This window comes from Streptomyces sp. NPDC088246, from assembly GCF_044741025.1.
Taxonomy (GTDB): Bacteria; Actinomycetota; Actinomycetes; order Streptomycetales; family Streptomycetaceae; genus Streptomyces.
Map to the genome: position 1 here is coordinate 104924 of NZ_JBIURV010000009.1, position 25715 is coordinate 130638.

The 25715-nt window shown below is 68.9% G+C and carries 21 protein-coding genes and 2 pseudogenes; 6 read left to right on the plus strand and 17 right to left on the minus strand.

Going from position 1 to position 25715, the window contains the following annotated elements; genetic code table 11:
• Positions 1 to 3: 3 nt before the first annotated feature.
• Both ACIPEK_RS15070 and ACIPEK_RS15075 read right to left on the minus strand, forming a co-directional pair.
• The gene (locus ACIPEK_RS15070; protein WP_401995499.1) at positions 4 to 1026 is read right to left on the minus strand and encodes an ABC transporter substrate-binding protein; all 1023 of its coding nucleotides are present in this window, start codon (positions 1024 to 1026) and stop codon (positions 4 to 6) included.
• 374 nt (positions 1027 to 1400) lie between these two features.
• Positions 1401 to 1511, minus strand: coding sequence for a putative leader peptide (locus ACIPEK_RS15075; RefSeq protein WP_383072889.1), 111 nt, complete (start codon positions 1509 to 1511; stop codon positions 1401 to 1403).
• 199 nt (positions 1512 to 1710) lie between these two features.
• Between ACIPEK_RS15075 and ACIPEK_RS15080 the strand changes: the two genes are divergently transcribed.
• The 3 genes and pseudogenes from ACIPEK_RS15080 to ACIPEK_RS15090 form a co-directional block, all read left to right on the plus strand.
• Positions 1711 to 2493 (plus strand): IclR family transcriptional regulator, encoded by a 783-nt coding sequence (locus ACIPEK_RS15080; protein WP_401995502.1) that lies wholly within the window; start codon positions 1711 to 1713, stop codon positions 2491 to 2493.
• 871 nt (positions 2494 to 3364) lie between these two features.
• Positions 3365 to 4546: pseudogene (locus ACIPEK_RS15085) on the plus strand (DEAD/DEAH box helicase); the annotation flags it as partial.
• A pseudogene (locus tag ACIPEK_RS15090) lies at positions 4495 to 4917 on the plus strand (hypothetical protein); the annotation flags it as partial. The pseudogenes ACIPEK_RS15085 and ACIPEK_RS15090, both read left to right, overlap by 52 nt.
• Here ACIPEK_RS15090 and ACIPEK_RS15095 read toward each other — a convergent pair.
• Entirely contained in the window at positions 4809 to 5918 is a 1110-nt protein-coding gene (locus tag ACIPEK_RS15095) for a multicopper oxidase domain-containing protein (RefSeq protein WP_401995505.1), read from the minus strand. The pseudogene ACIPEK_RS15090 and the gene ACIPEK_RS15095 overlap by 109 nt on opposite strands.
• Positions 5919 to 6215: 297 nt before the next feature.
• Here ACIPEK_RS15095 and ACIPEK_RS15100 point away from each other — a divergent pair, with 297 nt between their 5' ends.
• The gene (locus ACIPEK_RS15100; RefSeq protein WP_401995508.1) at positions 6216 to 8708 is read left to right on the plus strand and encodes a ThuA domain-containing protein; all 2493 of its coding nucleotides are present in this window, start codon (positions 6216 to 6218) and stop codon (positions 8706 to 8708) included.
• Positions 8705 to 10936, plus strand: coding sequence for an OmpL47-type beta-barrel domain-containing protein (locus tag ACIPEK_RS15105; RefSeq protein ID WP_401995511.1), 2232 nt, complete (start codon positions 8705 to 8707; stop codon positions 10934 to 10936). The genes ACIPEK_RS15100 and ACIPEK_RS15105 overlap by 4 nt, the downstream gene beginning before the upstream one ends.
• A 15-nt stretch (positions 10937 to 10951) precedes the next feature.
• Here ACIPEK_RS15105 and ACIPEK_RS15110 read toward each other — a convergent pair whose 3' ends face one another.
• Together ACIPEK_RS15110 and ligD are read right to left on the minus strand one after the other, a co-directional pair.
• Positions 10952 to 12031, minus strand: coding sequence for an ABC transporter permease (locus ACIPEK_RS15110; RefSeq protein ID WP_401995513.1), 1080 nt, complete (start codon positions 12029 to 12031; stop codon positions 10952 to 10954).
• Positions 12028 to 13038: a non-homologous end-joining DNA ligase gene (gene ligD / locus ACIPEK_RS15115; protein ID WP_401995849.1), complete on the minus strand. Its 1011-nt coding sequence runs from the start codon at positions 13036 to 13038 to the stop codon at positions 12028 to 12030. The genes ACIPEK_RS15110 and ligD overlap by 4 nt, the downstream gene beginning before the upstream one ends.
• Positions 13039 to 13136: 98 nt before the next feature.
• Between ligD and ACIPEK_RS15120 the strand changes: the two genes are divergently transcribed.
• Entirely contained in the window at positions 13137 to 14204 is a 1068-nt protein-coding gene (locus tag ACIPEK_RS15120; protein WP_401995516.1) for an ATP-dependent DNA ligase, read from the plus strand.
• Here the strand turns inward: ACIPEK_RS15120 and ACIPEK_RS15125 are convergent.
• From ACIPEK_RS15125 to ACIPEK_RS15180, 12 genes are all read right to left on the minus strand, one after another.
• On the minus strand, positions 14187 to 15395 hold the full coding sequence (locus ACIPEK_RS15125) for a lytic murein transglycosylase (protein ID WP_401995519.1): 1209 nt from the start codon (positions 15393 to 15395) through the stop codon (positions 14187 to 14189). The genes ACIPEK_RS15120 and ACIPEK_RS15125 overlap by 18 nt on opposite strands.
• A 22-nt stretch (positions 15396 to 15417) precedes the next feature.
• A complete protein-coding gene (locus tag ACIPEK_RS15130; RefSeq protein ID WP_401995522.1) occupies positions 15418 to 16158 on the minus strand; it encodes a hypothetical protein in 741 nt (246 codons plus the stop codon).
• Between the two features lie 50 nt (positions 16159 to 16208).
• Positions 16209 to 16739, minus strand: coding sequence for a hypothetical protein (locus ACIPEK_RS15135; RefSeq protein ID WP_401995525.1), 531 nt, complete (start codon positions 16737 to 16739; stop codon positions 16209 to 16211).
• A 71-nt stretch (positions 16740 to 16810) separates the two neighbouring features.
• Positions 16811 to 17410, minus strand: coding sequence for a hypothetical protein (locus ACIPEK_RS15140; protein WP_401995528.1), 600 nt, complete (start codon positions 17408 to 17410; stop codon positions 16811 to 16813).
• 19 nt (positions 17411 to 17429) lie between these two features.
• Positions 17430 to 17948 (minus strand): hypothetical protein, encoded by a 519-nt coding sequence (locus tag ACIPEK_RS15145; RefSeq protein ID WP_401995530.1) that lies wholly within the window; start codon positions 17946 to 17948, stop codon positions 17430 to 17432.
• On the minus strand, positions 17945 to 19201 hold the full coding sequence (locus ACIPEK_RS15150) for an MCE family protein (protein WP_401995533.1): 1257 nt from the start codon (positions 19199 to 19201) through the stop codon (positions 17945 to 17947). The genes ACIPEK_RS15145 and ACIPEK_RS15150 overlap by 4 nt, the downstream gene beginning before the upstream one ends.
• Positions 19198 to 20442 (minus strand): MCE family protein, encoded by a 1245-nt coding sequence (locus ACIPEK_RS15155; protein ID WP_401995536.1) that lies wholly within the window; start codon positions 20440 to 20442, stop codon positions 19198 to 19200. The genes ACIPEK_RS15150 and ACIPEK_RS15155 overlap by 4 nt, the downstream gene beginning before the upstream one ends.
• Positions 20439 to 21563: an MCE family protein gene (locus ACIPEK_RS15160; RefSeq protein WP_401995539.1), complete on the minus strand. Its 1125-nt coding sequence runs from the start codon at positions 21561 to 21563 to the stop codon at positions 20439 to 20441. Before ACIPEK_RS15160 ends, ACIPEK_RS15155 begins: the two co-directional genes overlap by 4 nt.
• Before the next feature lies 1 nt (position 21564).
• A complete protein-coding gene (locus tag ACIPEK_RS15165; RefSeq protein ID WP_401995542.1) occupies positions 21565 to 22584 on the minus strand; it encodes an MCE family protein in 1020 nt (339 codons plus the stop codon).
• Positions 22581 to 23612, minus strand: a complete 1032-nt coding sequence (locus ACIPEK_RS15170) for an MCE family protein (RefSeq protein WP_401995545.1) — start codon at positions 23610 to 23612, stop codon at positions 22581 to 22583. Before ACIPEK_RS15170 ends, ACIPEK_RS15165 begins: the two co-directional genes overlap by 4 nt.
• The gene (locus ACIPEK_RS15175; RefSeq protein WP_401995548.1) at positions 23609 to 24910 is read right to left on the minus strand and encodes an MCE family protein; all 1302 of its coding nucleotides are present in this window, start codon (positions 24908 to 24910) and stop codon (positions 23609 to 23611) included. Before ACIPEK_RS15175 ends, ACIPEK_RS15170 begins: the two co-directional genes overlap by 4 nt.
• Positions 24907 to 25710 (minus strand): ABC transporter permease, encoded by an 804-nt coding sequence (locus tag ACIPEK_RS15180; protein WP_327271656.1) that lies wholly within the window; start codon positions 25708 to 25710, stop codon positions 24907 to 24909. The genes ACIPEK_RS15175 and ACIPEK_RS15180 overlap by 4 nt, the downstream gene beginning before the upstream one ends.
• Positions 25711 to 25715: the final 5 nt, after the last annotated feature.

The following is a 25715-nucleotide window of genomic DNA, read 5'->3' on the forward strand; positions in this document are numbered from 1 at the left end:
GGCTCAGGGGGCAAAAAGCGGGGAGACGGCGGGACGGGAGGCGGTGAGTGCGATGGCGCGGCGCAGTGGCTCGGGGTCGGCCCAGGCCGTGACGTCGACGGATTCGGGCAGGAAGCCGTGGGCCCGCAGCCCGGCCTCCTGCTCGGCGAGAAGGGCGAGGCGTTCCGGGCAGAGGTCGGGGTGGAGGTTGAGGTGGGTGCCCGGCCGGTAGGCCCCGGCGACTCCGTCGGCGCCCGCCCCGGTTTCGGCGCCGAGGATGCGGGCGACCTCGCCGGGCTGTCCGGTGGCCCAGTCGGCGGCCCTGAGCAGGACGGCGAGGAAGCGGTCGACGAGGTCGGGGTGGTCGTCGAGCAGCTGCTGGTGGACGGTGATGGGTCGCGGGGTGCCGTTGTTGATCCGGAACCGGCGGTCGGCCAGTTCGTCGAGTTCGACGGCCACCTCGGCGCCCGCCCGCCGTGCGGCCTCGACGGCCAGCGCGCCCTTCACATACACGGCATCGACGTCACCGTGCCGCAGCGCCGCCAGCTCGGCGGCCCACTGGCCTTCTGATTCCGAGGCGGGTACGTCGACGACGGTGGCGTCGTCCAGTGCGAGTCCGGCGCAGGCGAGCGCGCCCTCGAAGCCGCGCAGTGCCATGGCCCGCCAGAAGTCGATGGCGATGTCGTGCACGGGAACGGCGAGCCGCAGCCCGCGCAGGGCGTCGACGCCCCGGATGCCGGAGCCGGGCCTGACCAGTACGGTCTGCCGTTCCTCGATCCAGGTGAGACCGATCAGCCGGGTCCGCTCGCCACGCGAACGGGCCCACAGGGCGGGGACGTTGCCCCCTTCGCGAAAGAGTCCCGGCAGCGCGTGGGTGAAGTGGGCGGCACGGTCGGCATCGGGCGCGGCGTCCTGGAGGGAGCGCACCATGATGCCGTCGGGCGCGAACTCTTCGGTGAGCCAATGCCGGTCGGCGGCGATGCCGGTCGCGGTGGGTACGGGACAGCGGGTGAACCAGAGCGTCCGGGGCAGGACGGCGTGTGTCATGGAGTCTTCCCGAGGGGTCGGCGAAGCAGATGGTGTCGTGGCGCGTGGCACGTACGTCAGGGGTGCGGGCACCGCGTACGGCGAAAGAGCTCCGCGCCGCGTCGGAAACGCGGCGGGAGTAAGACCGACCGGCACATGGGGGGTGGATGAAGGAGCGGGGCTGGGTGCGTGCAGCTGCAAGGCGGAAAAAGGGAGTCAACGCGAAGGGGGTCCCCCCATGCCTTCAGCTATGGGGGAGTTGGTGACTGACGACAACGCGGGAGGGGGTCCCCCTGGCCCTTAAGGCCTTGGGGGGGCGCGTGCCCAGCCCCGCGACGCCGCCCCCCCATGTGCCGGTCGGTCTAAGGAACGGAAAGCGGGGGAAGGGAAAAGGGTCAGCGACAGGTGGCGCTGGAGACCCGCGCCAGGTCGATGTGACGGCGCAGCGTCAGGACGAGCAGGACCGGAGCGGCGTGGGCGGGGGTCACGGTTCGGCGACCGGCCATGGCACTGCTCCCTTCTGCTCGGCGGTGGTGACGTGCAGCAGCCTGCCATGGACTCGCCTCGACTCACAACTCGCTGCCCATGATGTGGGATTGAGCATGAACGGACTGTTTCACAGTCCCGGTTTCCTCTTTCTCAACTCCCGTAATGTGGCAACTACATGCCCCGCCTTCCCCCCTCACGAGCGGAGAGTGACCTGATATGACCGAGGCCGCGACAATGCGTGCTCCCGGCGGAGCGCAGGCGGTACAGCGCGCCCTGGACGTCCTGCACTGCTTCCACGACAACGGCCCCGACCTCAGCGCCTCCGACCTCGCCCGCCGCCTCGGGCTGTCGGTCTCCACCGCGCACCGTCTGGCCCGCACCCTGTTCGGCGCCGGCTTCCTTGAGCAGGACGCCCGTACGTCCCGCTACCGGCTCGGCCCCGCCGTGACCGAGCTGGGCCGGCTCTCCTACCACCAGCGCGGTCTGCATCTGGCCGCCCCGGAGCTGACCGATCTCGCCGAGCGCACCGGCGCCACCGCCGACCTGGCACTGCGCAGCGGCCCCCACGCCGTGATCGTCGCCGGTGGTTCGGTCACTCCGAAGATGGGGCTGCGCAGGCCACTGCACTCCACCGCGCTCGGCAAGGTGCTGCTGGCCTGGGCCCGGCCGGGCGAGGGCGGACCCTCCTCACTCCCTCCGCTTCCCGCGTTCACCGACCGAACGATCGTCGAACCGGCCGCACTGGAGACCGAGTTGACGAAGGTACGGACGGACGCCTATGCGCTCAACGACGGCGAGTCGGCGTACGGGGTACGCACCCTGGCAGTCCCGGTGCTGGACGGCGCCGGGTATGCGCGCTTCGCTCTCGCGGTCAGGGCCACGCCGTCGGTGATCACAAAAGCGCGCACCGAGTGGTTCCTGTCGCAGGCCCGCTCCTGTGCGCGGGCCCTGGAGGTTCTGCTGCTGTCCCCGGCGGAACGCCGACCGCCCACGCCCTGAACCGAAGGCACTGTCGGCGCCGCGTGGCACGATATGAATCGGTCGGGGCAGGTGCCGGGCAGGACGGCAGCCGGGCTGCGCGGACAGAGGAACGTACATGACAGAGGCCGGACCGACGGAGGCCGGGGCGTCCACGGGACGGGACGCCCGGGAGCTGCTGGCGCAGGCCGAGCGGCTGCTGGACACGGCGCGCGCGGTGCTGGCCGATCATGCCCGCGCCGTCGATGCGGTGCACGCGGCGCTGACTCCGCTGCTCGACTCCCTCATCCGTCACGAACTGTCGGCCATCCCGGTCTCCAGACTCAAGGACGTCACCGAGGGCAGACTGCGGCTCGGCGCGGTCGAGCAGGCCGGCTTCACGACCGTCGGCCAAGTCCACGAGGCGAACCGTTACGAGCTCCGCCAGATCCCCGGGGTCGGCGCTCAGACCGCAGACCAGGCGCTGGCCGCGGCCGGGCAGATCGCCCACGCGGTACGGGACACCGTCGCGGTCCGGATAGACGTGGACACCCCGGACGAATCCACGACCGCGCTGGTCACCGCACTGCACCGACTGGTCGAGGCCGGACCGGACGTCCGCCGGGCCGTCGTTGCGGCGGGCCGGCTCATCGGACGTCTTGAGCCCTTGCTCGCCGCGGCTGGGCCTGCGCGGGGCCGGCTGCGCATGCTGTTCACCCGGCGGCAGGCCCGCGCCCAGGCGCTGGAGGCCGTCGCCTCGGTACGGGCCGCCGTCGCCGAAGCGACTGCGCGCGGGCTTCCCCTGCTGTTCGGGCAGGTGTCGGTCGATCTGCTGCGGGACGCGGAGTCGGATGTCGCCGCGTGGGTCGATTTCGAGCTGCGCTCCGCCGAGTACTACAGCCTGCTCGCCGAGATGTCGGGCACCAACCCCGACCGGGACGCGGCCGAGGGGTTCCTCCCGTCCGGGATCGCGCACCGGGTCCGCGGTCTGCGGCTGGACGACGCCCATCTGCGCGTCTCCCTGCGCGGCTACCAGTCGTTCGGCGCCCGGTTCGCGCTCGCGCAGAAGCGGGTGATCCTCGGCGACGAAATGGGGCTCGGCAAGACCGTCCAGGCCATTGCCGCGCTCGCGCACCTCTCGGCGCGGGGCGAGACACACTTCCTGGTGGTCTGTCCGGCGAGCGTGCTCATCAACTGGGCGCGCGAGGTCCGTTCCCGCTCCACCCTGCGCGCGCTGCCGGTGCACGGCCCCGAGCGACACGGCGCCTTCGCCGAGTGGCGCGAGACCGGCGGGGTCGCGCTCACCACGTTCGATGCCCTGCACACCCTGCCGGCCCCCCGGGACTGCGGCATGAGGCCCGGCATGCTGGTGGTCGACGAGGCCCACTACGTCAAGAACCCCGAGACCCGCCGCTCCCGGGCGGTGTCCGGCTGGACGCAACGCACCGAACGGGTGCTGTTCCTGACGGGTACGCCGATGGAGAACCGGGTCGAGGAGTTCCGCAGCCTCGTCCGTCATCTTCAGCCCGAACTGGCGCCCTCGATCCGCACCACCCATGGAGCCGCCGGTTCGCACGCGTTCCGCAGGGCCGTCGCCCCGGCCTATCTGCGGCGCAATCAGGAGGATGTGCTGACCGAACTCCCGGCGCTGGTGCAGGTCGATGAGTGGGAGGAGTTCAGCGAGGACGATCTCGATGCCTACCGCGCGGCGGTGGGCGCCGGGCAGTTCATGCGGATGCGCCGGGCCGCGTACGCCCGGCCCGCCACATCCGCGAAACTGAACCGGCTGCGCGAGCTGGTCGCAGAGGCCGCGGACAACGGCCTCAAGGTCGTCGTGTTCTCGTACTTCCGAGAAGTGCTCCTCACGGTCGAACAGGCCCTGGGGACGTGTGTGTTCGGGCCGCTCTCGGGGAGTCTCCCGGCTGCCCGGCGCCAGGAGATGATCGACCGGTTCGGTGCCGTCGAGGGCCATGCCGTCCTGCTGAGCCAGATCCAGGCGGGCGGTGTCGGACTGAACATGCAGGCTGCCTCCGTCGTCATCATCTGCGAACCGCAGATCAAGCCGACGATGGAGCACCAGGCGGTGGCCCGCGCCCATCGGATGGGGCAGATACGGACCGTCCAGGTGCACCGGCTCCTCGCGGCCGACAGCGTCGACGAGCGGATGCTGAACATCCTGGCCCGCAAGGAGCGGCTGTTCGACCTCTACGCACGGCGCAGCGACGTCGCCGAGACGACGCCGGACGCCGTGGATGTGTCGGACGGGGCTCTGGCCCGACGCATCGTCGAGGAGGAACAGCTGCGCCTCGCCACCGGAACGGCCGAAGCAGCCGGAGCGGTGTCGGAGAACTGACTGCTCAGGACCCGTGCGTCGCCGGGTCCTGGGCGGCCGGCTCCTTCGCCGTCTTGCCGGGCGCGGTCTTGTCCGGCGCGGTCTTGTCCGGCGCGGTCTTGTCCGGCGCGGTCTTGTCCGGCGCGGTCTTGTCCGGCGCGGCCGTGTCGTGGGTCATCATGTCGTGTGGGTCGTACCCCGGCACGGTGCCGTCCGCCTTGGCGACCAGCAGCAGTCCGGCCATACCCATGTCGGAGTGGCTCTGCACATGGCAGTGGTACATCCAGGCACCGGCGCCGACGTGTTCGCCCGCGATGACCTGAAAGCCGAAGGAGTCCGCCGGGCCGACGATCTTTGTGTCGATCACGCGGCTCGGGTCGTCGGGGCCGCTGAGCAGACCGGTCCGGTTGTCCGCCCAGCGATGACCGTGGACGTGGAACGTGTGGTAATAGTCGCCGTGCGTGATCATGACCACTTCGAGCCGGTCCCCCACCGTGGCCTCGAAGTCAGGTGCCTCGTGGGCCGCCTTGTTGTTGATCGTCATGTCGTTGAAGACGATCGTGATCGTCTTGTCCGGCAGTATGTCACCCTTGCGCCGGACAATCAGCGGACCGTACAGGCCCTTCCGGATGCCGCCGGTGCCGTGATCCGTACCGACGACATGGTCGTGGTAGTGCCAGTAGCCCGCACTGCCCGGCTGCCAGGTGCCGTCCTTGCGCCGGCCCGGCGCATGGGTGCGCCAGGTGTACGTGCGGGTGCCGCCCGGTTCGACGATGCTCTTGTTCACCCGGGTGCCGTCGCTCGCGATGTCGTAGTCGACGCCGTGCGCATGAAGGCTGGCCGGCACATCCATGGTGTTCTCGAACTCGATGTGCAGGGTGTCGCCCTCGTTGATCTCGATGAGCGGCCCCGGGACCGATGCCTTGCCCTTCTCCAGGCCGTATCCCATCCGACCGTCCGCCAGCTTCTCCGCGTACAGCTTGAGATGGCGGACGACACCTCCGGCCGGGGCGGTCTTGGGCGGGGGTTCCGCCGAGCTGGCCTCGATCGCACCGAGCGACAACGATGTCACGCCGGTGGCGGCCGCCACCCCACCGCCGACCAGAATCCGCCGGTTGAAGCTCCTTCTGTCCATGTCGAACTCCCCACTGCACTAAGGAATTTACGGAGTTTTTGCGAACTTGCCCAGAACGCGGAGACTGCGTAGACCGCGGAGATTACGGAGGTTACGGGGATTGCGGCGGCTTCAGAGGTAGCAGAGGTTGGCGGGGCACACGTGCCCCCCGGACGGCCCACACCGTAGCCGGGGGATCTTCGTTTATCCACACCCAGGACAAAGTTCGTGCCATTGCTGCCATAGCTATTGGCGAGCCGCGAAAAGAGGTCTAGCTTCATCCGCTGTTGCAGTGACCAAAGAGGGGTGGGTGACCACATGCAGCGCACACCACATCACAGGTCCAGATCGCGACGCGGACTTGCGGCGGCTCTGGCGGCCGGCGCACTGACCGCTTCCCTGCTCGGCGGCAACGCCGCCAGCGCCAGGCCCTATCCGGAACCGCCACGAAGTATGGCGACAACGTTGTCCCTGCCGTCGCCGCCGGGTGGTGCCAACGTCAAGGTGCTGGTGTTCCACGCCTCCGCCACCGAGGAGTCCCCGACCGTCGACGCCGGGATCGCGGCAATCGAGAAGATCGGGCTCACCGGGCCGGAGGCCGGTCGGTTCAGGACCGTCGCCACGGACGACCCGGCCGTCTTCACCAACGGCAAGCAACTCGGCAAGTACAACGCCGTCGTCTTCCTGACCGGTGGCGGCGATGTGCTCGACCCGGAGCAGGAGGCGGGTCTCGAGGCGTACATGGAGGCGGGCGGCGGATTCCTCGGCATCCATGACGCGGCGCGCACCGAGCCGTACTCGGACTGGTTCACCGGTCTGGTCGGGGCCCGTCCGGCGGCCGGCAGCCCAACCAACGTACAGCGTGCGACGGTTGAGATCGGAGACCGGCAACACCCGGCGACCAAGAACCTGCCGCTGGAATGGAAGCGCCCGGACAAGTGGCTGAACTGGACGAAGAATCCGTCCGGTGATGTACACACCGTGGCGCGCGTCCGGGAGATCACGTACAAGCCGGGCGCGGGCGCCAACGGCTGGGACCACCCGGTCTCCTGGTGCCGGGACTACGACGGCGGCAGGTCCTTCTACACGGCGATGGGCGGTACGGTCGACAGCTTCGCGGAGACCGACTTCCGCGACCATCTGCGCGGCGCGCTCGACTGGACGACGCGGATCTCGCAGGCCGACTGCAAGGCGACGATCAACTCCAACTACAAGGCGGAGCGCGTCACCCAGCCCAATCAGCCGGGCCGGAACGACCAGATCGGCGAGCCGCACGGCCTGGTTGTCGCCCCGGACGGACGGGTGCTGTACATCGGGCGCGGTGGCGCCGACAGCAGCAAGCCGGTCGTCACCGACTGGAACAACCCGGACATCGGCAAGGGTCTGGGACAGATCCATGTCTACGAGCCGAAGACCAAGAAAGTCACCCTCGCCGGTGAGCTGACGATCTTCGGCAACAAGGGTGGCGGCGACGAACTGGTCAAGGTCGAGGAGGGGCTGCTCGGGATCGAGCTGGACCCGGACTTCGAGAAGAACGGCTGGGTGTATCTGCACTACACGCCCCACTCGAAGATCGACCGCGACAAGCAGATGGCAGTGCGTCAGGTCTCCCGTTTCACCCTCGATCCAGCCACCAACAAGCTGGATCTGTCCTCCGAGAAGGTGCTGCTGCACTGGCCGGTGCAGGTCCACAGCTGCTGCCACGCCGGCGGCGGGATGGCGTGGGACTCCAAGGGCAACCTGTACATCGCGACCGGTGACAACAACTCCTCCGGTTTCAGCGACGGTTACTCCGGAAACAACCCGCAGCCGAACTACAAGGGCGTCTCCTTCGCCGATGCCCGGCGCACCGCGGGCAACACGAACAACCTCAACGGGAAGATCCTGCGGATCCACCCCGAGGACGACGGCACGTACACCCTGCCCGAGGGCAATCTCTTCACCGGCAAGGAGCCGGACGAGGGCGGCGGCAGGACCCGCGGCGAGATCTATGTGATGGGGGTGCGCAACCCGGCCCGGATCTCCGTCGACAAGACCACCGACACGCTGTACGCGGGCTGGGTCGGCCCCGACGCGGGCTCGCCGAGCACCACCTGGGGTCCGGCCAAGTACGACACGTTCGCCGCGATCACCAAGGCGGGCAACCACGGCTGGCCGTACTGCATGGGCAACAAGCAGCCCTACCGGGACCGCAATCTGCCCGACCCGGGCAAGCCGCTCGGCTGGTACGACTGCGACCACCCCAAGAACGAGTCTCCGAACAACGACGGCCTGGTGAACCTGCCGCCGATCACGTCCAACACCATCTGGTACTCGCCGCAGGGCGGTGGTGTGGACTACCCGCGCGACGCGAACGGCATCCCGAGCTACAAGGTGGAGGAGCAGAAGCAGCTGCTGCCGTGGCTCAAGGGCGGCGGTCAGGCCACGATGAACGGCCCGGTCTACCGGTACGACGCGGCGAGCACCAGCACCGACAAGTGGCCCTCCTACTGGGACGGCAAGTGGTTCGTCGGTGACTTCTACGACGACACCCAGCCGCGGCACGCCGTGCTCACCGACCCGAAGACGGTCGGCAAGGGCGGTCTGCCCACGCACGCCGAGTCCCTGAAGAAGATCATCCCGGTCGGCGCGGACGGCATCCGCAACCTGATGGACTGGAAGTTCGCCCCGGACGGTTCGCTGTATGTCCTCGACTACGGGCGCGGCTTCTTCACCTCCGACTCCAAGTCCGCGCTGTGGCGTGTGACATACAAGGGCGGCGGTCCGACCCCGGCCGCCGAGGATCTGGCCAGGAAGGCGGCAGTGCAGTGAGACACCGATCGATCTTCTCGCGACGGCGGTTCCGGCCCGCCCGGTTGTGGCTCGCCCTGCTGGGTTCGTTCCTGATGATGCTGGGGCTGACCTCGACGGCGGCCTACGGCCGTACGGTGGAGCCCGCCGCTGCGGCGGCCGACCAGGTCCTCACCTGGACGGCGGGCGACCCCATCGACCACTATCTGTCCGCTCCGAAGACCGCGGTGGCCGGCAAGGCGACCATCGTCTTCGAGAACAGCGCGGCGACGGGCAACACCACGGGGATGCCGCACACCCTGACGTTCAGCGTCTCGGACCCGGAGTTCAACAACGACGTCACGCTGAACATCCTGGCCAACCCGGCCGACGACCAGGGCGGCAAGCACACCGCCGAGGTCACGCTCTCCCCCGGCCGTTACTTCTACCACTGCACCATGCCGGGGCACGAGGCGATGCAGGGCATCCTCACCGTCACGGACGGCGGCGGTACGGACACCACCGCGCCCGAGACCTCGGCGAAGGTCGACGGCGACAAGAACGCCGACGGCGCGTACATCGGTCAGGCGACGGTCACTCTCTCGGCGACCGACGACAGCTCCGGTGTCGACACCGTCGAGTACGCGGTCGGGGCGGACGGCGCCTGGCAGCCGTACACCACACCGATCGTGGTGAACGAGGTCGGGACGCACACGATCCGGTACCGCGCCACCGACAGGGCGGGCAACACGGCAGCGGAGAAGTCGGTCGGCTTCGCGGTCGCCGCGCCGCCGACGGACGACAAGACGCCTCCGGAGACCTCGGCGACCGTGTCCGGCGAGAAGGACGACCAGGGGCAGTACCTGGGGATGGCGACGGTCACCGTGACCGCCTCCGACACCGGGTCCGGCGTCAACACCATCGAGTACGCGATCGGGGCGGACGGCGCCTGGCAGCCGTACACCGCGCCCGTGATGGTGCACGAGACCGGCACGCACCAGGTCCGCTACCGGGCCACCGACAGGGCGGGCAACACGGCGGCCGAGAAGTCGGTCGGCTTCACCGTCGTCGCACCGCCGACGCAGGACAAGACGCCGCCGGAGACCTCGGCCAAGGTGGAGGGCGACAAGAACTCCGACAACGCCTACATCACCAGCGCCAAGGTGACGGTCACCGCGACCGACGCCGAATCGGGCGTGGACAGGATCGAGTACTCGCTCGACGGCGGCCCGTACCTCGTGTATACCACCACCGTCATCGTCGACCGGGTCGGCTACCACACCGTCGCCCACCGGGCGACGGACAAGGCGGGCAACACCTCGGTGGCGAAGCAGGTGTCGTTCACCGTCGCGGAGAGCGGAGGCGTACCGGCGCCGAACTGCCCGGAGTTCGACGAGCGGCTCACCGTCATCGTCGGCACCGTCGACACCGGGGTTCCCAACCGCATCACCGGCAACCGCTGCACGATCAATGAGCTGATCGAGGACGAGAAGGACTGGTCGTCGCACGCGCTGTTCCTCAAGCACGTCGACAGCGTCCTCGACAAGCTGCTCGCCGCCGGTGTGATCGACGCACGCGAGCACAAGAAGATCTACCGGGCGGCCAAGCAGTCGGGGATCGGCAAGCCGGGCCAGGACGAGGGCTACACGAAGCTCTTCGACGGCACGGCGGCGTCGTTCGCCAAGTGGCAGCAGGTCGGTGGCGGCAAGTTCGGGCTCAACGCGGACGGGACGATCACCAGCTCCACCACCGTGGACGGCATGGGCATGCTCTGGTTCCCGGGCCGGCAGTACGGCGACTTCTCGCTCAAGCTCCAGTGGCGCGACGACGCCCCCGGCACCGGCAACGCCAACAGCGGTGTGTTCGTCCGCTTCCCGAACGTCCACGACAACCCGGAGGAGTCGCGTCCGGAGTGGGTCGCCATCAAGTACGGCCATGAGGTGCAGATCCTCGACCGTCCGGACGGCGACATGTACAAGACCGGCTCGATCTACGGCTTCGACCGGATCGGTCTGGCCGGCGCCGGCGTCACGTCCAAGGGCACCTGGAACGACTACGAGATCCGGGTGGTGGACCAGCACTACTCGGTCTACCGCAACGGTGTCCTGCTGAACGAGTTCGACAACAACGGCGGCCAGGTCTTCGAGCCGCCGCGGGGCGACGACCCGGGCACCGACGGCCGGCGGTACGCCTCCGGTTACATCGGACTCCAGGTCCACAGCACCACGGACGTGGTCTCGTACCGCGACATCCGGATCAAGGAGCTGTAGCCGGCCCGCGCACCATCAGGTGGCCGTGGCCGCATGCTGAGGCATGTGGTCACGGCCTTCCGGGTGCCGGTGGCGCCATACCCAGAACACCGTGCAGGAGACCAGCGCCCAGCCGGCGAGGACCAGGTACGGGAAGACCCGCTGGTGCCCCTGGTAGTAGACGGCGGCGTGCTGGGCGTTGACCGAGGCGCCCGGGGGAAGCCAGCGGCCGATGAAGCCGAGCACCGACGGCAACAGCGGCCAGGACACCGCGCCACCGGAGGACGGGTTGCCGAGCATCACCATCAGTCCCCAGGTGGGGATCATCGCCCAGCGCCCGATCAGGACGTTGAACATGTTGAAGACCATGCCCGTGGTGAACATGGTGAAGGCGAGGATCATCCACGACTGGACGAACGGCAGGTCGACGGAGTCGAGCAGCCAGTCCACCACGGCGGTGATGGCGAACCCGCCGAGCAGGGCGTAGGCGACGGTGAACCCGATCCGCTCCAGGGGCTCCAGCGCCTTGGCGTGCACACTCAGCTGGATCGCGCCGAGGAACCCGACGACCACCGCGGCGAGCGAGATGTAGAAGAGAGCGAGGCCGCGCGGGTCGCCCCGCTGCAGGGGCTTCACATCCGTGACCTTCACCGGCACATGGGCCGCTTCGCCCACCTTCAGCGTGGACTCGGCGAGCAGCTGGGCGACCGAGGCTCCGGACGCGCTCGCGACGTCCAGGCCGACCCCGTCGTTCTCGGACCGCAGGACGGCGAAGACCTTCTGCTCCTCCAGCGCGATGCGGGCTTCGGCTCCGGTGGCGTACTCGTGCAGTACCAGCGAGGTGTCGAGCGCGCCCTCCAGCCGGTCGAGGAAGACCTTGTCGCGCAGGGTGTCGAGGTGGCCGACCACCGCGGCCGGGATGTTGCGCGGGGTCGGGTTGGCCATCGCGTACGTGTAGGAGCCCGCGAAGAGACCGGCCGCGGCCGCGATGATGAACAGGAGCACAAGGGCGGGCAGATACGGGGACGCCTTGAACGCCGCCCATCGGTCACCGCGGGCCGGGGGCCGGGCATGTTCCCCGCGCGGGGTGACGGGCTCCAGGCCGGGTGCGCTCATGCATCGCCGTCCTCGTCGCGCCGGGCCCTGCTCGGCTGGACCCGTTTCGGTTCGCCCGGCATCTTCGGGTATTCCGGCGGGTACGGCATGTCGCCGAGACCGCGCTCCCGCTCGTCGCGGTCCGCCAGCTCCAGCAGCCCGTCGAGCCGGAAGGCGTGCTCGTCCATGTCCGCGTGCACGTCACCCACCTCCGCGTAGCGCTTCGGCATGGTCCTGATGTCGAAGTCGCCCGGTTCGGCGTCGTCGATCTCCTCCCAGCGCAGCGGGGCGGAGACCGGGGCGTGCGGAAAAGGGCGTACGGAGTAGGCGGAGGCGATCGTGCGGTCGCGGGCGGTCTGATTGAAGTCGACGAAGATCCGCTCTCCGCGCTCCTCCTTCCACCAGGCGGTGGTCACTCTGTCCGGCATCCTGCGTTCCAGTTCGCGCCCGGCGGCGATGGCGGCGCGCCGGACCTCGGTGAAGGTCCACTGCGGCTCGATGGGGACGAAGACATGGATGCCCCGGCCGCCGGAGGTCTTGGGCCAGCCGCGCAGACCGTGGTCGTCGAGCACGGACCGCAGCTCATGGGCGGCCCTCACCGCGTCGGCGTACTCCGTACCGGGCTGTGGGTCGAGGTCGATGCGCAGCTCGTCCGGATGGTCGGTGTCGGTGCTCCGGACCGGCCAGGGGTGGAAGGTGAGCGTGCCGAGGTTGGCCGCCCAGATGACGGCCGCGAGCTCGGTGGGGCAGATCTCGTCGGCGGGACGGCCGCTGGGGAACGCGATCCTGGCGGTGGGAATCCAGTCGGGGAGGTTCTTCGGGGCCCGCTTCTGGTAGAAGAACTCGCCTTCGACACCGTCCACGAAGCGCTGGAGGGTGGTCGGCCGATTGCGCAGGGCGCGCGTGATGCCGGGGCCCACGGCCAGGAAGTACTCGGCCACGTCCCTCTTCGTGTAGCCCTTCTCCGGGAAGTAGACCTTGTCCGGACTGGACAGCCGTACGGCCCGTCCGTCGGCTTCCAGCTCCACCGCTTTTCCCGCTGCACCCATGACGGTCACGGTAGGCCTGGCTCACATACGCCGCATATCGGGAGACGTATGTCCACCCATGGGCAAGAATCGGGGCCATGGATCTGCCGGTGATGCCGCCTGTGAAGCCGATGCTCGCCAAGTCCGTCTCGAAGATCCCGCCCGGTATGCAGTACGAGGCCAAGTGGGACGGCTTCCGCGCCGTCGTGCACCGCGACGGCGACGAGGTGGTGATCGGCAGCCGCACCGGGAAGCCGCTCACCCGCTACTTCCCCGAGCTGGTCACCGCCGTCCGGGACAATCTTCCGCCGCGCTGTGTGATCGACGGCGAGATCGTGATCGCGTACGACGGCCGGCTGGATTTCGACCGGCTCAGCGAGCGCATCCACCCCGCCGATTCCCGGGTGCGGCTGCTCTCCGAGCAGACCCCGGCCAGTCTGGTCGCCTTCGACATCCTGGCGGTGGGTGACGATTCGCTGCTCTCCATCAGGCAGTCCGACCGGCGCGCCGTTCTGGAGGCGGCCCTGTCCGGTGCGTCGGCCCCCGTCCATCTCGCACCGGCGACCACGGACCCGGCCCTCGCCCAGGAGTGGTTCGAACGGTACGAGGGCGCGGGGCTCGACGGTGTGGTCGCCAAACCGCTCGATCTGCCGTACCGTCCCGACACTCGGGTGATGTACAAGATCAAGCACGAGCGGACCGCCGACTGTGTGGTGGCGGGGTACCGCTTCCACAAGAGCGGCCCCGTCGTCGGCTCGCTGTTGCTCGGCCTGTACGACTCCGATGGCGTACTGCAGCACGTCGGAGTCTGTGCGGCCTTCTCGATGAAGCGGCGCGAGGAACTGGTCGCGGAGCTGGAGCCGCTGCGCATCGAATTCGCCGGCCATCCCTGGGCGGCCTGGGCGGACGCCGAGGCGCACGAGCGTGCCCGGCTGCCCGGGACGCCGAGCCGCTGGTCCGGGAAGAAGGACCAGTCGTGGGTGGCGCTGCGTCCCGAGCGGGTCTGCGAGGTGGCGTACGACCACATGGAGGGCGACCGTTTCCGGCACACCGCCCAGTTCCGCCGGTGGCGGCCGGACCGCACCCCGGACAGCTGCACCTACGCGCAGCTGGAAGAGGTGGTGCGGTACGACCTGGCCGAGGTGCTGTCAGCCGGCGGACGCTGAGCCCGACCGCGTGGCGCACGGCTCCTCGCTCGTTCCCGGGTCGGGCGACGGGGACTCGGTGGCTCCGGCCGAGTCGGTCGGGTCGGGGGATGCGGAGTCCGTCGGGCAGCCGGGTGCCGAGGTACCGGGGTCGGGGCTCGACGTGCCGGGGTCCGGGGAGGCCGGTCCGCTGCCGGTCGGATCGGGGGAGCCGCCCGGATCGGTGGGGTCCGGGGAACCGGTCGGGTCCGGGGAACCGGTCGGCGATTCGGAGGGCTTCGGGGACGCCGATGACGAGGGGCCGGGCGAACCGCCGGGCTGCGGGCCCACGATGATGCCGCCGCCCGGGGCACCGGGGCCGCCCACCGGGTGCGTCGGCTTGTTCGGTCCGCCCGCGCCTGGGCTCTTCGGTACGGGGCCCTTGCCGTCGGCCACCGGGTGGACGCCCTTGCGGTAGAACTCCAGCCAGGACAGCACGGTGCGCAGATAGGTGTCCGAGTGGTTGTAGCTGAGGATCGCCCGGTCCAGATCGGCCTTCACCGACAGATCGCGCGGTCCGGCACACAGGTAGTACCCGGCGGCCAGGGCGGCGTCGTAGACGTTGCTCGGATCGCGGCGGCCGTCGCCGTTTCCGTCCTTGCCCCAATGGGCCCAGGTGGAGGGGATGAACTGCATCGGGCCGACCGCCCGGTCGTACGTCCTGTCACCGTCGTACGCGCCGCCGTCGGTGTCCGGGATGTTGGCGAAGCCCGCACCGTTGAGCACCGGCCCGAGGATCGGGCTCAGCGTCGTGCCGTGGGCGTCGACCCGTCCCCCGCCGGCATGGCCGGACTCGACCTTGCCGATCGCCGCGAGTAACTGCCACGGCAGATGGCATCCGGGGTCGGTGCGGCCGAGCGCGCTCTCCGCCTTGCGGTAGGCGGCGAGCACCGTGGCCGGGATGCCCGCCTCGGCCCAGGTCCGGGCGGCGGCCGGGCTCTGCTTCACACCCGCCTTCGGCGGCTGAGGCGATTGCAGCGGCGGCAGTTCGGTGTGGTACGAGTCGTCGTTGGGCACGTGCGACCACATGACCTCGTCGGCCTCCTGGCGCTCCTTCGCGGTCTGTTCATGGCGGACGAGTCCCGGTGCCTGGGACGCGGTGAGTGCGGCCATCGCGGCGACCGCGGCTGCCGTGCCGCCGATTCCGCGGCGGATGGTGCCGTTGAACCTCATGCGTGCTCCCCTCGCCCCCGGGTCACTGGGTGAACGTATCGATGGCGGAGATCCGCCAGGTGCCGCCGCGGCGAACAGCGTCCACGGTGAACATGGCCGCCGCGTAGGTCGTCTCGTCCGACTTGCCGGTACGGGTGTTGCTCTGGTCGGCGAAGATCAGCAGCCGGGCCCGGTCGCCGTCGAGGAGTTCCACACCGCTCTCGGTGACGGTCGTGGTGAGGACGAGCTTCTGCTTCGGCGCCTGCGCCCGCACCTCCGCGAGCATGTCCTTGTGCTGCTGAACGGCCTTGCCGACCAGGTGAGTCCGCGCCGCCTGCTCGGACTTGGCGGTGGCGGCGTAGTTGTACGAGAAGACCGCACCGACCGCCTCGGTGATCTGCCCCTTCACCTCGCTGGTACGGCTGATGTCGGTCAGTGCGGTGTTCCGGCGGCTCGCGTCGCCGCGCAGCCCGTCGGCCGCGGTGAACGACCAGGCGGCGAAGGCGCCGAGGAGGACGGTGAGTGCGCAGAGCACGGCAGGGAGCCGGATCCGCAGGCGGGGCACTGTGCGCGGCTGTTCACCCCGCGCCTCGCCCGCCTCCTCTTCCTCCGTCTGCTCCGTGTCTCGGGAATCCGATGACTCCTCGAGGTCCGGCGTGACCACGGACTGCTGCTCGTCCTCGCCGGTCCGCCCTTTCCTGCGCGGTGGTGCGGTCGTGCGCTCCGCGGCGGCCACGGTCGCCAACCGGCGCTGACGGTTCACGAGGTGGCGGGTCGTCGACATGTCCGGAGTTCCTCTCGGTGATGGAATGGATCGGATGGGGCCCGGCGGCTTCAGCCGGCCGTGTTCCCGACCGGCGCCTGACCGAGGGCACTGAGCTTCCACCCCTCGGACGTGCGGGTGAGCCGGCCGAGCATCCGGCTCTCCTTCACCGCGGGCTTTCCTTTCGGTGCCGTCACGGTGATCCGCAAGGCCACCATCACCGATGCCTTGCCGGTCCGGTCGTCGAGTTCGGTGACCGCACCGGACAGCACCTTGGCGGTGCTCAGGGTCTTCGCCTCCTGGATCTGCTTCTCGAACCCGCTGCGTCCGTCCACGAGTTGCTGGTGCAGATCGCCGGTGGTGGAGTCCTCCCAGCTGTCCAGGCCCTGGTCCAGCTTCTGATGGTCGAGCGTGTTCAGGTTCTGCACGGCCTGCTCGCCCGCCGCCAGGGCGTCGTCGCGGGTCTGCCCGTAGCCGGCCGAGTCGTCGTGCGCGGCCCCGTACCAGGACCAGCCGCCCCGGGCCGCGCTGCCGGCCGCCAGGGCCGTCAGCACGATCGCCGCCACCACCAGTGGGTTCTTCGTCGTCCGTACCCGTGCCATTGCTGTCTCTCCCTTGCCGGCTGAGCTGAGCGGTGGATGCCCGATGGGCTGTGGCTGTGGCTGTGGCCTGGCTATCTGGAGGTGATGTCCACGATTTTCCAGTGCCCGTCCCGGAGTTCGGCGGTGACGGAGAGCTGGGCGGCCGCCGTGGTGGCGGGCTTGCCCCGGCGCTCGTAGACCTGGTCGAGGAAGACGAGAAGATGGGCGCTGGTACCGGAGAGCCGGCTGACCCCGGCGCGTACGACATGCGTGGTGAGGGTCAGCTTCTGGTCCCTGGACTGCTTCTCGACCTGGCCGAACAGAGCCGCGTACTGCCGCAGCGCCTTTCCCCCGAGGAGCTGCTTCGCGGACTCCTTGGTGCCTGCGGTGTCCTGTGGACCGTACGAGAAGACCTTGCCCAGTGCGCTGCTCACGTCGCCCACGACGCGGGTCGTCGCCTCGGTGTCGCTGAGCGCGAGATTGTCGGTAGCGGGAGTGTCCCTCATCTGCTGGGCCCCGACGAAGAATCCGCCTCCCGCCACAACCAGGGCGACGACCAGCAGCACGACCGCGGTGCGCCGCAGGTGGCGGGTGGCCGCGGACACCCCGGCCTCGTCGGGCTCGTCCCCGGTGGTCTCCGGGCTCCTGGGCTCCTCCACCTCGGCTTCGGTCTTCTCCTCGGTGCTCACCATCGCCGTCCTCCCCCATGCCTCATGCGGCACCCACCGGAATCGCGGTGAGTGCTTTGACCTTCCAGCCGTCCGGGGTACGGGCGAGCGTGGCCTCGAACCGTTTGCGCTCGGTGCCGGCCCCGCCGGTGCGCGGTGTGACCCGGACGTCGACGGCAGCGATCAGCTCGGCCGTACCCGCGCGTTCGTCGAGCGCGGTGAGCGCCACGTCGGTGACGGTGCCGCGGGCCGTGCTGCCGCTCTTCCTCAGGTCGTTCGCATCCTTGCTCCGGGTCCGCTTCAGCTGGTCGTGCAGCGGCCCGGTGGAGACATCGAGCCACTGCCGCAGCCCCGCGTCCACGCTCGTGGCGTCCTTGCCGTTCAGACTGTTCAGGCGGGCGAGATGGTGCTTGCCCGCCGCCAGGGCCGCGTCGCGGCTCTTCGCGTAAGCGAGGGTGTCGTCGCCACGCGCCTGTGTGTACGCCGAGACGCCGAAGGCGCAGATCAGTACGGCGGCGAGCACGACCGCCCAGCCCATGAGACCTCTGGTACGGGGGTTCACTCGCCGGCCTCCAGTCCCAGCAGCCCGGCCATGCCGTTCGTGGCGGGTGACGTGTTCGCCGTGGCCCCGAGTACGCCCGGCAGGGTGCCTCCCGCGTCGGCGCCCAGGAGCATCGAGCCCGGTTTGGCGGGTTCGGGTACGGCTGGGCCCTTCGGCGCGTTGGCGCTGCCGCGTACGTTGATGCCGGTGCCGGGTGAGGAGGTGCACCGCGCCTTGGTGTTGACCTCGGGACCGGTTGTCGTGTCGAGACCGTTGCGATAGGTCGTGCCGCCGTATCCGTCGGTGCAGGGCAGTGGTTCGAAGAAGGTGACCGACATACCGAACCGGGCGCCGCCCTCGTCCACGGCGCTCGCTCCGGCCGCGGCGACCGCGGGCAGTTTCACGAGGAGTTCCTCGATGCCGCGCTGCCGGGTGACGGCGACCTCGGACGTGGTGAGGAGGTTCGCGACGACGATCCCGAAACCGGGGTCGAGATCGCGCAGCAGTCCGCTGATCTGCTCGGTCGCATCGGGCGCGGCGGCGATCAGCTTGCGGAGGTCCGTGTCGGAGCCCTTGAGCTGGGCTGCCAGCTCCTTGGCCCCGGAGGCAAATCCCTTGAGTGCTTCGCCCTGTTCGGCCTGGGTGCGCAGCACGATCTCGCCGTCGGCCATCAGCTTGGTGTTGGTGGGCAGTGCGTCGTCGGCCGCCTGCACGAAGTCGCTGCCGGTGTCCAGGAGGACCTGGAGGTCGTCGCCGCGCCCGTCGAACGCGGTGCCGAACTCGTCGACCACGGTCCGCAGCGATTCCAGGTCGACGGAACCGGCGAGGTCGTTGACGCTGGTGAGGACATTCGTCACCGGTGCCGGGACGGTGGTGGCGGCATGGTCGATGACCGAGCCGTTCTCCAGGTAGGGCCCGTCGGTGCGGGTCGGCCGCAGATCGACGTACTGCTCGCCGACGGCGGAGAGGTTGGCGACGACGGCCTTCAGGTCGTCGGGGATGGGGGGTGCGGACTTGTCGATGCGCAGCTCGGCCTCCACACCGTCGTCGGTGAGTTCGATCGGGCCGACGCGGCCCACGGAGACTCCCCGGTAGGTGACGTTGGAGTGGGTGAACAGTCCGCCGGTCCGGGTGAGTTGGACCTTGACGGTGTAGTAGTCACGCATGCCGATGTAGTGGCCGAGGTCGGCGTAGCGGACACCCAGATAGCCGAGCACCAGCACTGCGATGATCAGGAACGAGATGTTCTTCAGCCGGATGGCGAGGGTGATCATCCGTTGCTCCCCTCCGAGGCCGAAGGCGTGTCCGCCGGTTTGTCCGAAGATCTCTGGGACGGCTTCCGGGAGGGCGTTCCGGACGGCGTGGTCGTGGTCGCTCCCTCAGTGGTGATCGAGGGAAGAGGCAGTGGCAGTCCCGAGCCGGCCGATCTGGCCGTTGCCGGTGTACCGGTCGCCGTGTCGGCGTCCGGGTCGTAGGGCGGGATGATCTGTGTCCCGGGGGCGGCCGTCATGTCCAGGTAGACATTGAGGTAGTCGCCCTTGACACCACGCAGCACCTCGTCCGTGAACGGATAGGTGAACAGCACCTGGAGGGAGTCCGGCAGGTCGTTGCCGGAGTCGGCGAGCGCCTCGAGGGTGGGGGCGATGGCCTTCAGGTCGGCGATCGTGTCCGCCTTGCTCTTGTTGACGGTGTCGACGGCGACGGTGGAGAGGGTGTCGAGTGCGCGCAGCATGGTGAGGAGCGAGCCGCGCTGCTTCTCCAGGACCTTCATCCCGGGGCTGAGCCCGGTGAGGACCTTGCCCACGTCCTGTCTGCGGGTGGCGAGGGTGGTGGAGAGCCGGTTGACACCGTCGAGTGCCTCGGTGATGTCCTTCTTGTGGTCGTCAAGGTTGGTGACGAGGGTGTCGACGCGGCTGAGCATGGACCGGATCTGCGGTTCCTGCCCGGCCAACGCCTTGTTGAGTTCGGTCGTGATGGTCTTGAGCTGGTTGATGCCGCCGCCGTTGAGGAGCATCGACAGGGCGCCGAGGACCTCTTCGACCTCGGGGTTCCGGTTGGTGCGGGTGAGCGGGATCTTCGCACCGTCGGTGAGTGTGCCCCGGGCGGTGCCGGTCGCTGGTGGTGAGAGCTGGATGTACTTCTCGCCGAGGAGGCTGGACTGTTCCAGGTGGGCGTACGCGTTGGCGGGCAGTTCCACCTTCCCGTTGACGCGCATGGTGACCCTGGCCTGCCAGCTGTCCGGGGCGAGGGAGATCTTGGTGACGCGGCCGACGGAGACGTCGTTGACCTTCACCGAGGACTGCGGGGCGAGGCTGAGTACGTCCGCGAAGTCGGCGGTGATCTCGTACGGATGGTCTCCGAGGTCCGCGCCGCCGGGCAGCGGCAGCTGTTCGATGCCGCTGAGCCGAGGGGCCTCGCAGCCCCTGACGACGAGAACGCAGCAGAGGCCGAAGGCGATCAGGGTGGCCGCACCGGTGGTCGCGAGGGCCCCGGGTCTGCGGAGGGTACGGCTCATCGGTTCGCCCCCTTGTTGTTGTTCGTCGTTGTCCGGGTGCCCTCCGGCGTGCCGTAGACGGTGCCCACTGCCGGGAGCGGCAGCGAGGGCAGGGCCTTTCGCCGTTCGGCGGTCACCGGGGAGAGCCCTTCGAGACTCACGGTGGATTCGGTGAGCGGCCCGCCCATGCTGAGCTCGTTGAGGTCGGTCCGGCCGTTGAGGGTCCGGTTCGTCGGGTCGTACGCGTTGATGACGTTGCCCGCGGAGAGCGGCAGCGTGTCGAGGGACTCGGCGAGCGAGGCCCGCTGGTCGACGAGGGTCTGGGTGAGCGGTACGAGGGCGTCCACATTCTTCTTGAGTGCCCCGCGGTTGTCCTGGATGAAGGTCTTGACCTGGGCGAGTGCGGTGCCCAGCTCCTTGAGCGCGGCACCGAGGTTCTTCTTGTCGTCGGCCAGGAAGCCGGTCACGGAGTTCAGCTGCTGCTCGGCGGCACGCACATTGCCGTCGTTCTCCTTCAGCATCGTGGTGAAGGTCTGCAGGTAGGACAGTGTGTCGAAGAGGTCCCCGCTGCTCTTGTCGAGGGTCTTCGTGGCCTTGCCGAACTGTTCGATGGAGTCCCCGATGTCCTTGCCGTTGCCCTTGAGGTTCTTGGCCCCGGTGTCGAGGAGCCCGGCGAACGCGCCTTGGGCGTTCGCCCCATCCGGTCCGAGCGCGCCGGCGAGGTCGGTGATGGACTCGTACAACTGGTCCACCTCCACGGGCGTGGCGTTGTTCGCGGCGGGCAGTTCGGCACCGTCTGCCAGGACCGCTCCCCCGCTGTAGGCGGGTGCGAGCTGGATGTACCGGTCGGCGACGAGGCTGGGCGCGACGACGACGGCGTGCGCCTCCTTGGGGACCTTGATTCCCTTGTCGACGCGCAGGACGACCTTGACCTCCTTGCCGCGCGGTTTCACCGATTCGACGGTGCCGACCTTCACACCGAGGATCCGGAGGTCCGATCCGGCGTAGACACCGGTGGCCTGGTCGAAGTACGCGGTGACGGTCGTCGTTCCTTCTTCGTCCAGGGCCATCACCCCGGTGGTGGCCGCCACGGCCACGACGGCGAGGCCGGCGCCGATGCCGACGATGCGCGTGAGTCTCATGTCAGCTGCCGCCTTCCTGCTTGGGAGGCATACACCCGGTCGCCGGTGGTGTGCCGGCGGGCAGGTAGTTCTTCGGGACGACACCGCAGACGTAGTTGTCGAACCAGCGGCCGTTGCCGAGGGTGTTGCCGACGAGCCTGTTGTACGACCCGGCGAGCGACAGCACCTTGTCGAGGCTCTTGCGGTTCTTCTGCAGGACCGCGGTGACCCGGCTGAGCGCGTTGAGCGTGGGCTTCAGCTGCTTGTTGTTGTCGGCGACGAGCCCGGTGAGCTGGGTGCCCAGATCACGGGTGCCGGTCAGCAGCAGATGGATGGAGTCGCGGCGCGCCTGGATCTCGCCGAGGAGCAGATTGCCGTCCTCCAGGAGGGTTTCGAAGCTGCTCTTCTTGTTGGCGAGGGTCTTGGTGAGCTGTTTGCTGCCCTTGAGGAGGGTGGCGAGCTGCGCGTCTCGCTCGGAGACGGTCCTGGAGAGTGCGGAGAGCCCGTTCGCGGCGCTCTTCACGTCCGGCGGGGAGTTCTTGAACGTGGCGGAGATCGTTTCGAAACTCTTGGCGAGCTGTGCGGTGTCGATCTCCCCGATGGTCTCGCCGAGGCCGTTGAACGCCTGGGTGACGTCGTACGGGGATGTGGTGCGGCTCGCCGTGATGCGCTCGTGCGGGTCCTGCGGGGCGTCGCCGAGCGGATCGACAGCGAGGTACTTCTCGCCGAGCAGTGTCTTGATGGCGATGCCGACGGTGCTGGAGTTGCCGATCCAGGCGTCCTTGACCCGGAAGGTGACCTTCACCTTGGCGCCGTCGAGGGAGATCCCGGTGACCTCACCGACCTTCACTCCGGCGATCCGTACTCCGTCCCCGTCGGCGAGCCCGGCCGATTCGGTGAAGTCGGCGCTGTATGTCGTACCGCCGCCGATGAAGGGCAGCGAATCGGCGCGGTAGGCGGCGAGTCCGACGAGGGCCAGGACCAGCAGGCCGACGATGCTGACGGCGACGGGGTTGCGTTCCCGTACGGGCTTGATTCTCATGACAGACACCTCGGCTGGGTGATCTCGATGCCGGTGGGCGGTGTGCTGCCGTCGCTGGTCGTCACACCGCTGATCCTGGCCTCGCAGAGGTAGAGGTTGAGCCATGAGCCGTACGAGGCGAGGCGGCTGATCGCCGCCATCTTGGCCGGGGTCTTCTCCAGGAAGTTCTCGATCTTCGGCGAGTTGTCCACCAACCGGTCGGAGAGGCGCCCGAGTTGCTTGATGTCGTCCTTGAGCGGCCCCCGGCCGTCGTTGAGCAGGTCCGCGGTGACGGTGGTGAGCGCGCCCATCGCGGTGACCGCCCGGCCGAGCGGTTTGCGGTCTCCGGAGAAGCCGGTGACGAGCTTCTGAAGGGTGACGACGAGGTCGTCGAAGCCGGCCTCGCGGTCGTTGACGGTCTTCAGGACCGTGTTGAGGTTCTTGATCACCTCGCCGATCACCTTGTCCTTGGCGGCGACGGTGCCGGTCAGCGAGCCGACGTGCTGCAGGATGCTGTCGACGGTGCCGCCCTCGCCCTGGAGCACCTGGACGATGGAGCCGGCGAGTTCGTTGACGTCCGGCGGGGAGAGCCCTTCGAAGAGCGGCTGGAAACCGTTGAAGAGCTGGGTGAGGTCGAGTGCCGGGGTGGTGCGGGAGAGCGGAATGGTCGAGCCGGCGGTGAAGCTCTCGCCGACCGGGCCCGCCCCCTGGTCGAGGTCGATGTACCGCTGGCCGACCATGTTGAGGTACTTGATGGACGCGGTCACCGACGCCGGGAGCTTCCGGCCCTTCTGGACGCTGAAGCCGACCTCGGCGAGCCGCCTGTCGGCGACCTCGACGGATTCGACCTGCCCGACCTTGACCCCGGCAATCCGGACGCTGTCGCCGACGATCAGTCCGGTCGCGTCGGTGAACCGGGCTCTGTACGCAACGGTGCTGCCGACGCCCGTGTTGGCGATGGACAGGGCCAGCACGGTGGTGGCCAGGACCGTGACCAGGATGAAGACGATCGATTTCGCGAGTGGCCCGGCGAGGGAGCGGCGCTTCACTTGAGCTTCACCTCCGCACCGCGGAAGGCCGGACCGATGAGCACGCTGCTCCACTCGGGCAGGCTCTGCGGCTGGATTTTCAGTGAGGGAGCCACCAACTCGTTGACGAGCCGGCTCTCCTGCGGGGAGTTGGGCATGCCGAGGGACGCGTCCGCTGCCGCCACTTCTTCGGGGGCGCCGGGCGCGGAATCCGCCCGGGTGTCCTGGCCGGCCCCCGCTCGGGCGTCCGCGGTCGGCACGGCATTGCCGACGTAGGGCAGGGAGTAGCAGTGCGGTCCGCCGGTCGCGTCGTAGACCGGGGTGTCCTTCCCGGCCACGTACTTACCCTTGGAGGGCACGGTCTTCAGCGTGACGTGCAGACCGGGTTCATCGGTGCCCTTGCCGAGTGCCTTGTCCATGGCCGGGACGAACCCGGCCATGGTACGCAGGGTGCAGGGGAATTCCGACGAGTACTTCGCGAGGGTCTCCAGCGTCGGTCTGCCTGTTGCGGAGAGCCGGATGAGGTTGTCCTTGTTCTTCCGCAGGAAGGTGGTCGCGTCCTGGGCGGAGGCGGTCGTGGACCCGTACAGGTCGGCGAGCCCGGCCTGCTGTTCGGCGAGGGTGCCGCTGGTGGTGGTGAAGTCGGTGAGCGCGTCGAGGACGTCCGGCGCCGCATCCGCGTACACGGTGCTCACCTTGACGAGTTCCTTGATGTCGGCATTGAGCTTGGGAAGTTGGGGGTTGAGCTTCTTCAGGTGGGCGTCGAGCGTGACCAGGGTCTCGCCGAGTTTGTCGCCCCGCCCTTCGAGGGCCTGGGAGACGGCGGTGAGGGTGGCGGAGAGCTTCTGCGGCTGTACGGCGGTGAGCAGCGGCAGGACGTTGTCGAGGACCTGTTCCAGCTCGATGGCATTGGTGGAGCGGTCCTGCGGGATGACGGCCCCCGCCTTCAGCGACTGCACGGAGGGAATCTCCGGCGGTACGAGTGCCACGAACCGTTCCCCGAAGAGGGTGGTGGGCAGCATCTGGGCGGTCACGTCGGCCGGGATTCGGCCGAGTTTGCCGGGTTGGATGGCGAGGGTGAGCCGGGCCCCGTCCCCATCGGCCTCGATGTTGCGGACCTGGCCGACGACGACGCCGCGCAGTTTCACATCGGCGTTGTCGTGCATCTCGTTGCCGACGGTCCCGGTCCGTACGGTCACGGTGGCGTCGTGGGTGAAGTCCTTGTTGTACACCGCGACCGACACCCACACGAGTACGGCGGGGACGAGCAGAAAGCTGACTCCGGCGAGCCTGCGGCGTACCGTCTGCGTGTTCATCATCCGGCCACCTTCACGGTCGTCGTGGCGCCCCAGATGGCGAGCGAGAGGAAGAAGTCGGTGACGCTGATCAGCACGATCGCGTTGCGCACCGACCGCCCGACGGCGATACCGACCCCGGCGGGCCCGCCCTCGGCCCGGAATCCGTAGTAGCAGTGGGCGAGGATCACCATCACGCTGAAGATCAGCACCTTGAGAACCGACAGCAGTACGTCGTCCGGGGAGAGGAAGAGGTTGAAGTAATGGTCGTACGTCCCCTCCGACTGCCCGTTGAACAGGACGGTGACGTAACGGGACGCGACGTACGACGAGAGCAGCCCGATCGCGTACAGCGGGACGATCGCGACGACTCCCGCGATGACCCGGGTGGTGACGAGGTAGGGCATGGATCGCACGCCCATCGCTTCGAGGGCGTCCACCTCTTCGTTGATCCGCATCGCGCCGAGCTGGGCGGTGAAGCCGGCGCCGACGGTGGCGGAGAGAGCGAGTCCGGCGACGAGCGGGGCGATCTCACGGGTGTTGAAGTAGGCGGAGATGAAGCCGGTGAAGGCGGAGGTGCCGATCTGGTTGAGAGCCGCGTACCCCTGGAGACCGACGACCGTCCCCGTGAAGAGCGTCATCGCGATCATCACGCCGATGGTTCCGCCGATGACACCGAGGCCGCCGCTGCCGAACGCGACTTCGGCGAGGAGGCGCTGCACCTCTTTGAGGTAGCGGCGCAGGGTTCGAGGGATCCAGATCAACGCGCGTATGTAGAAGGTGAGTTGATCGCCTGAGCGATCCAGCCAGCCGAGCATGGACATCTTCT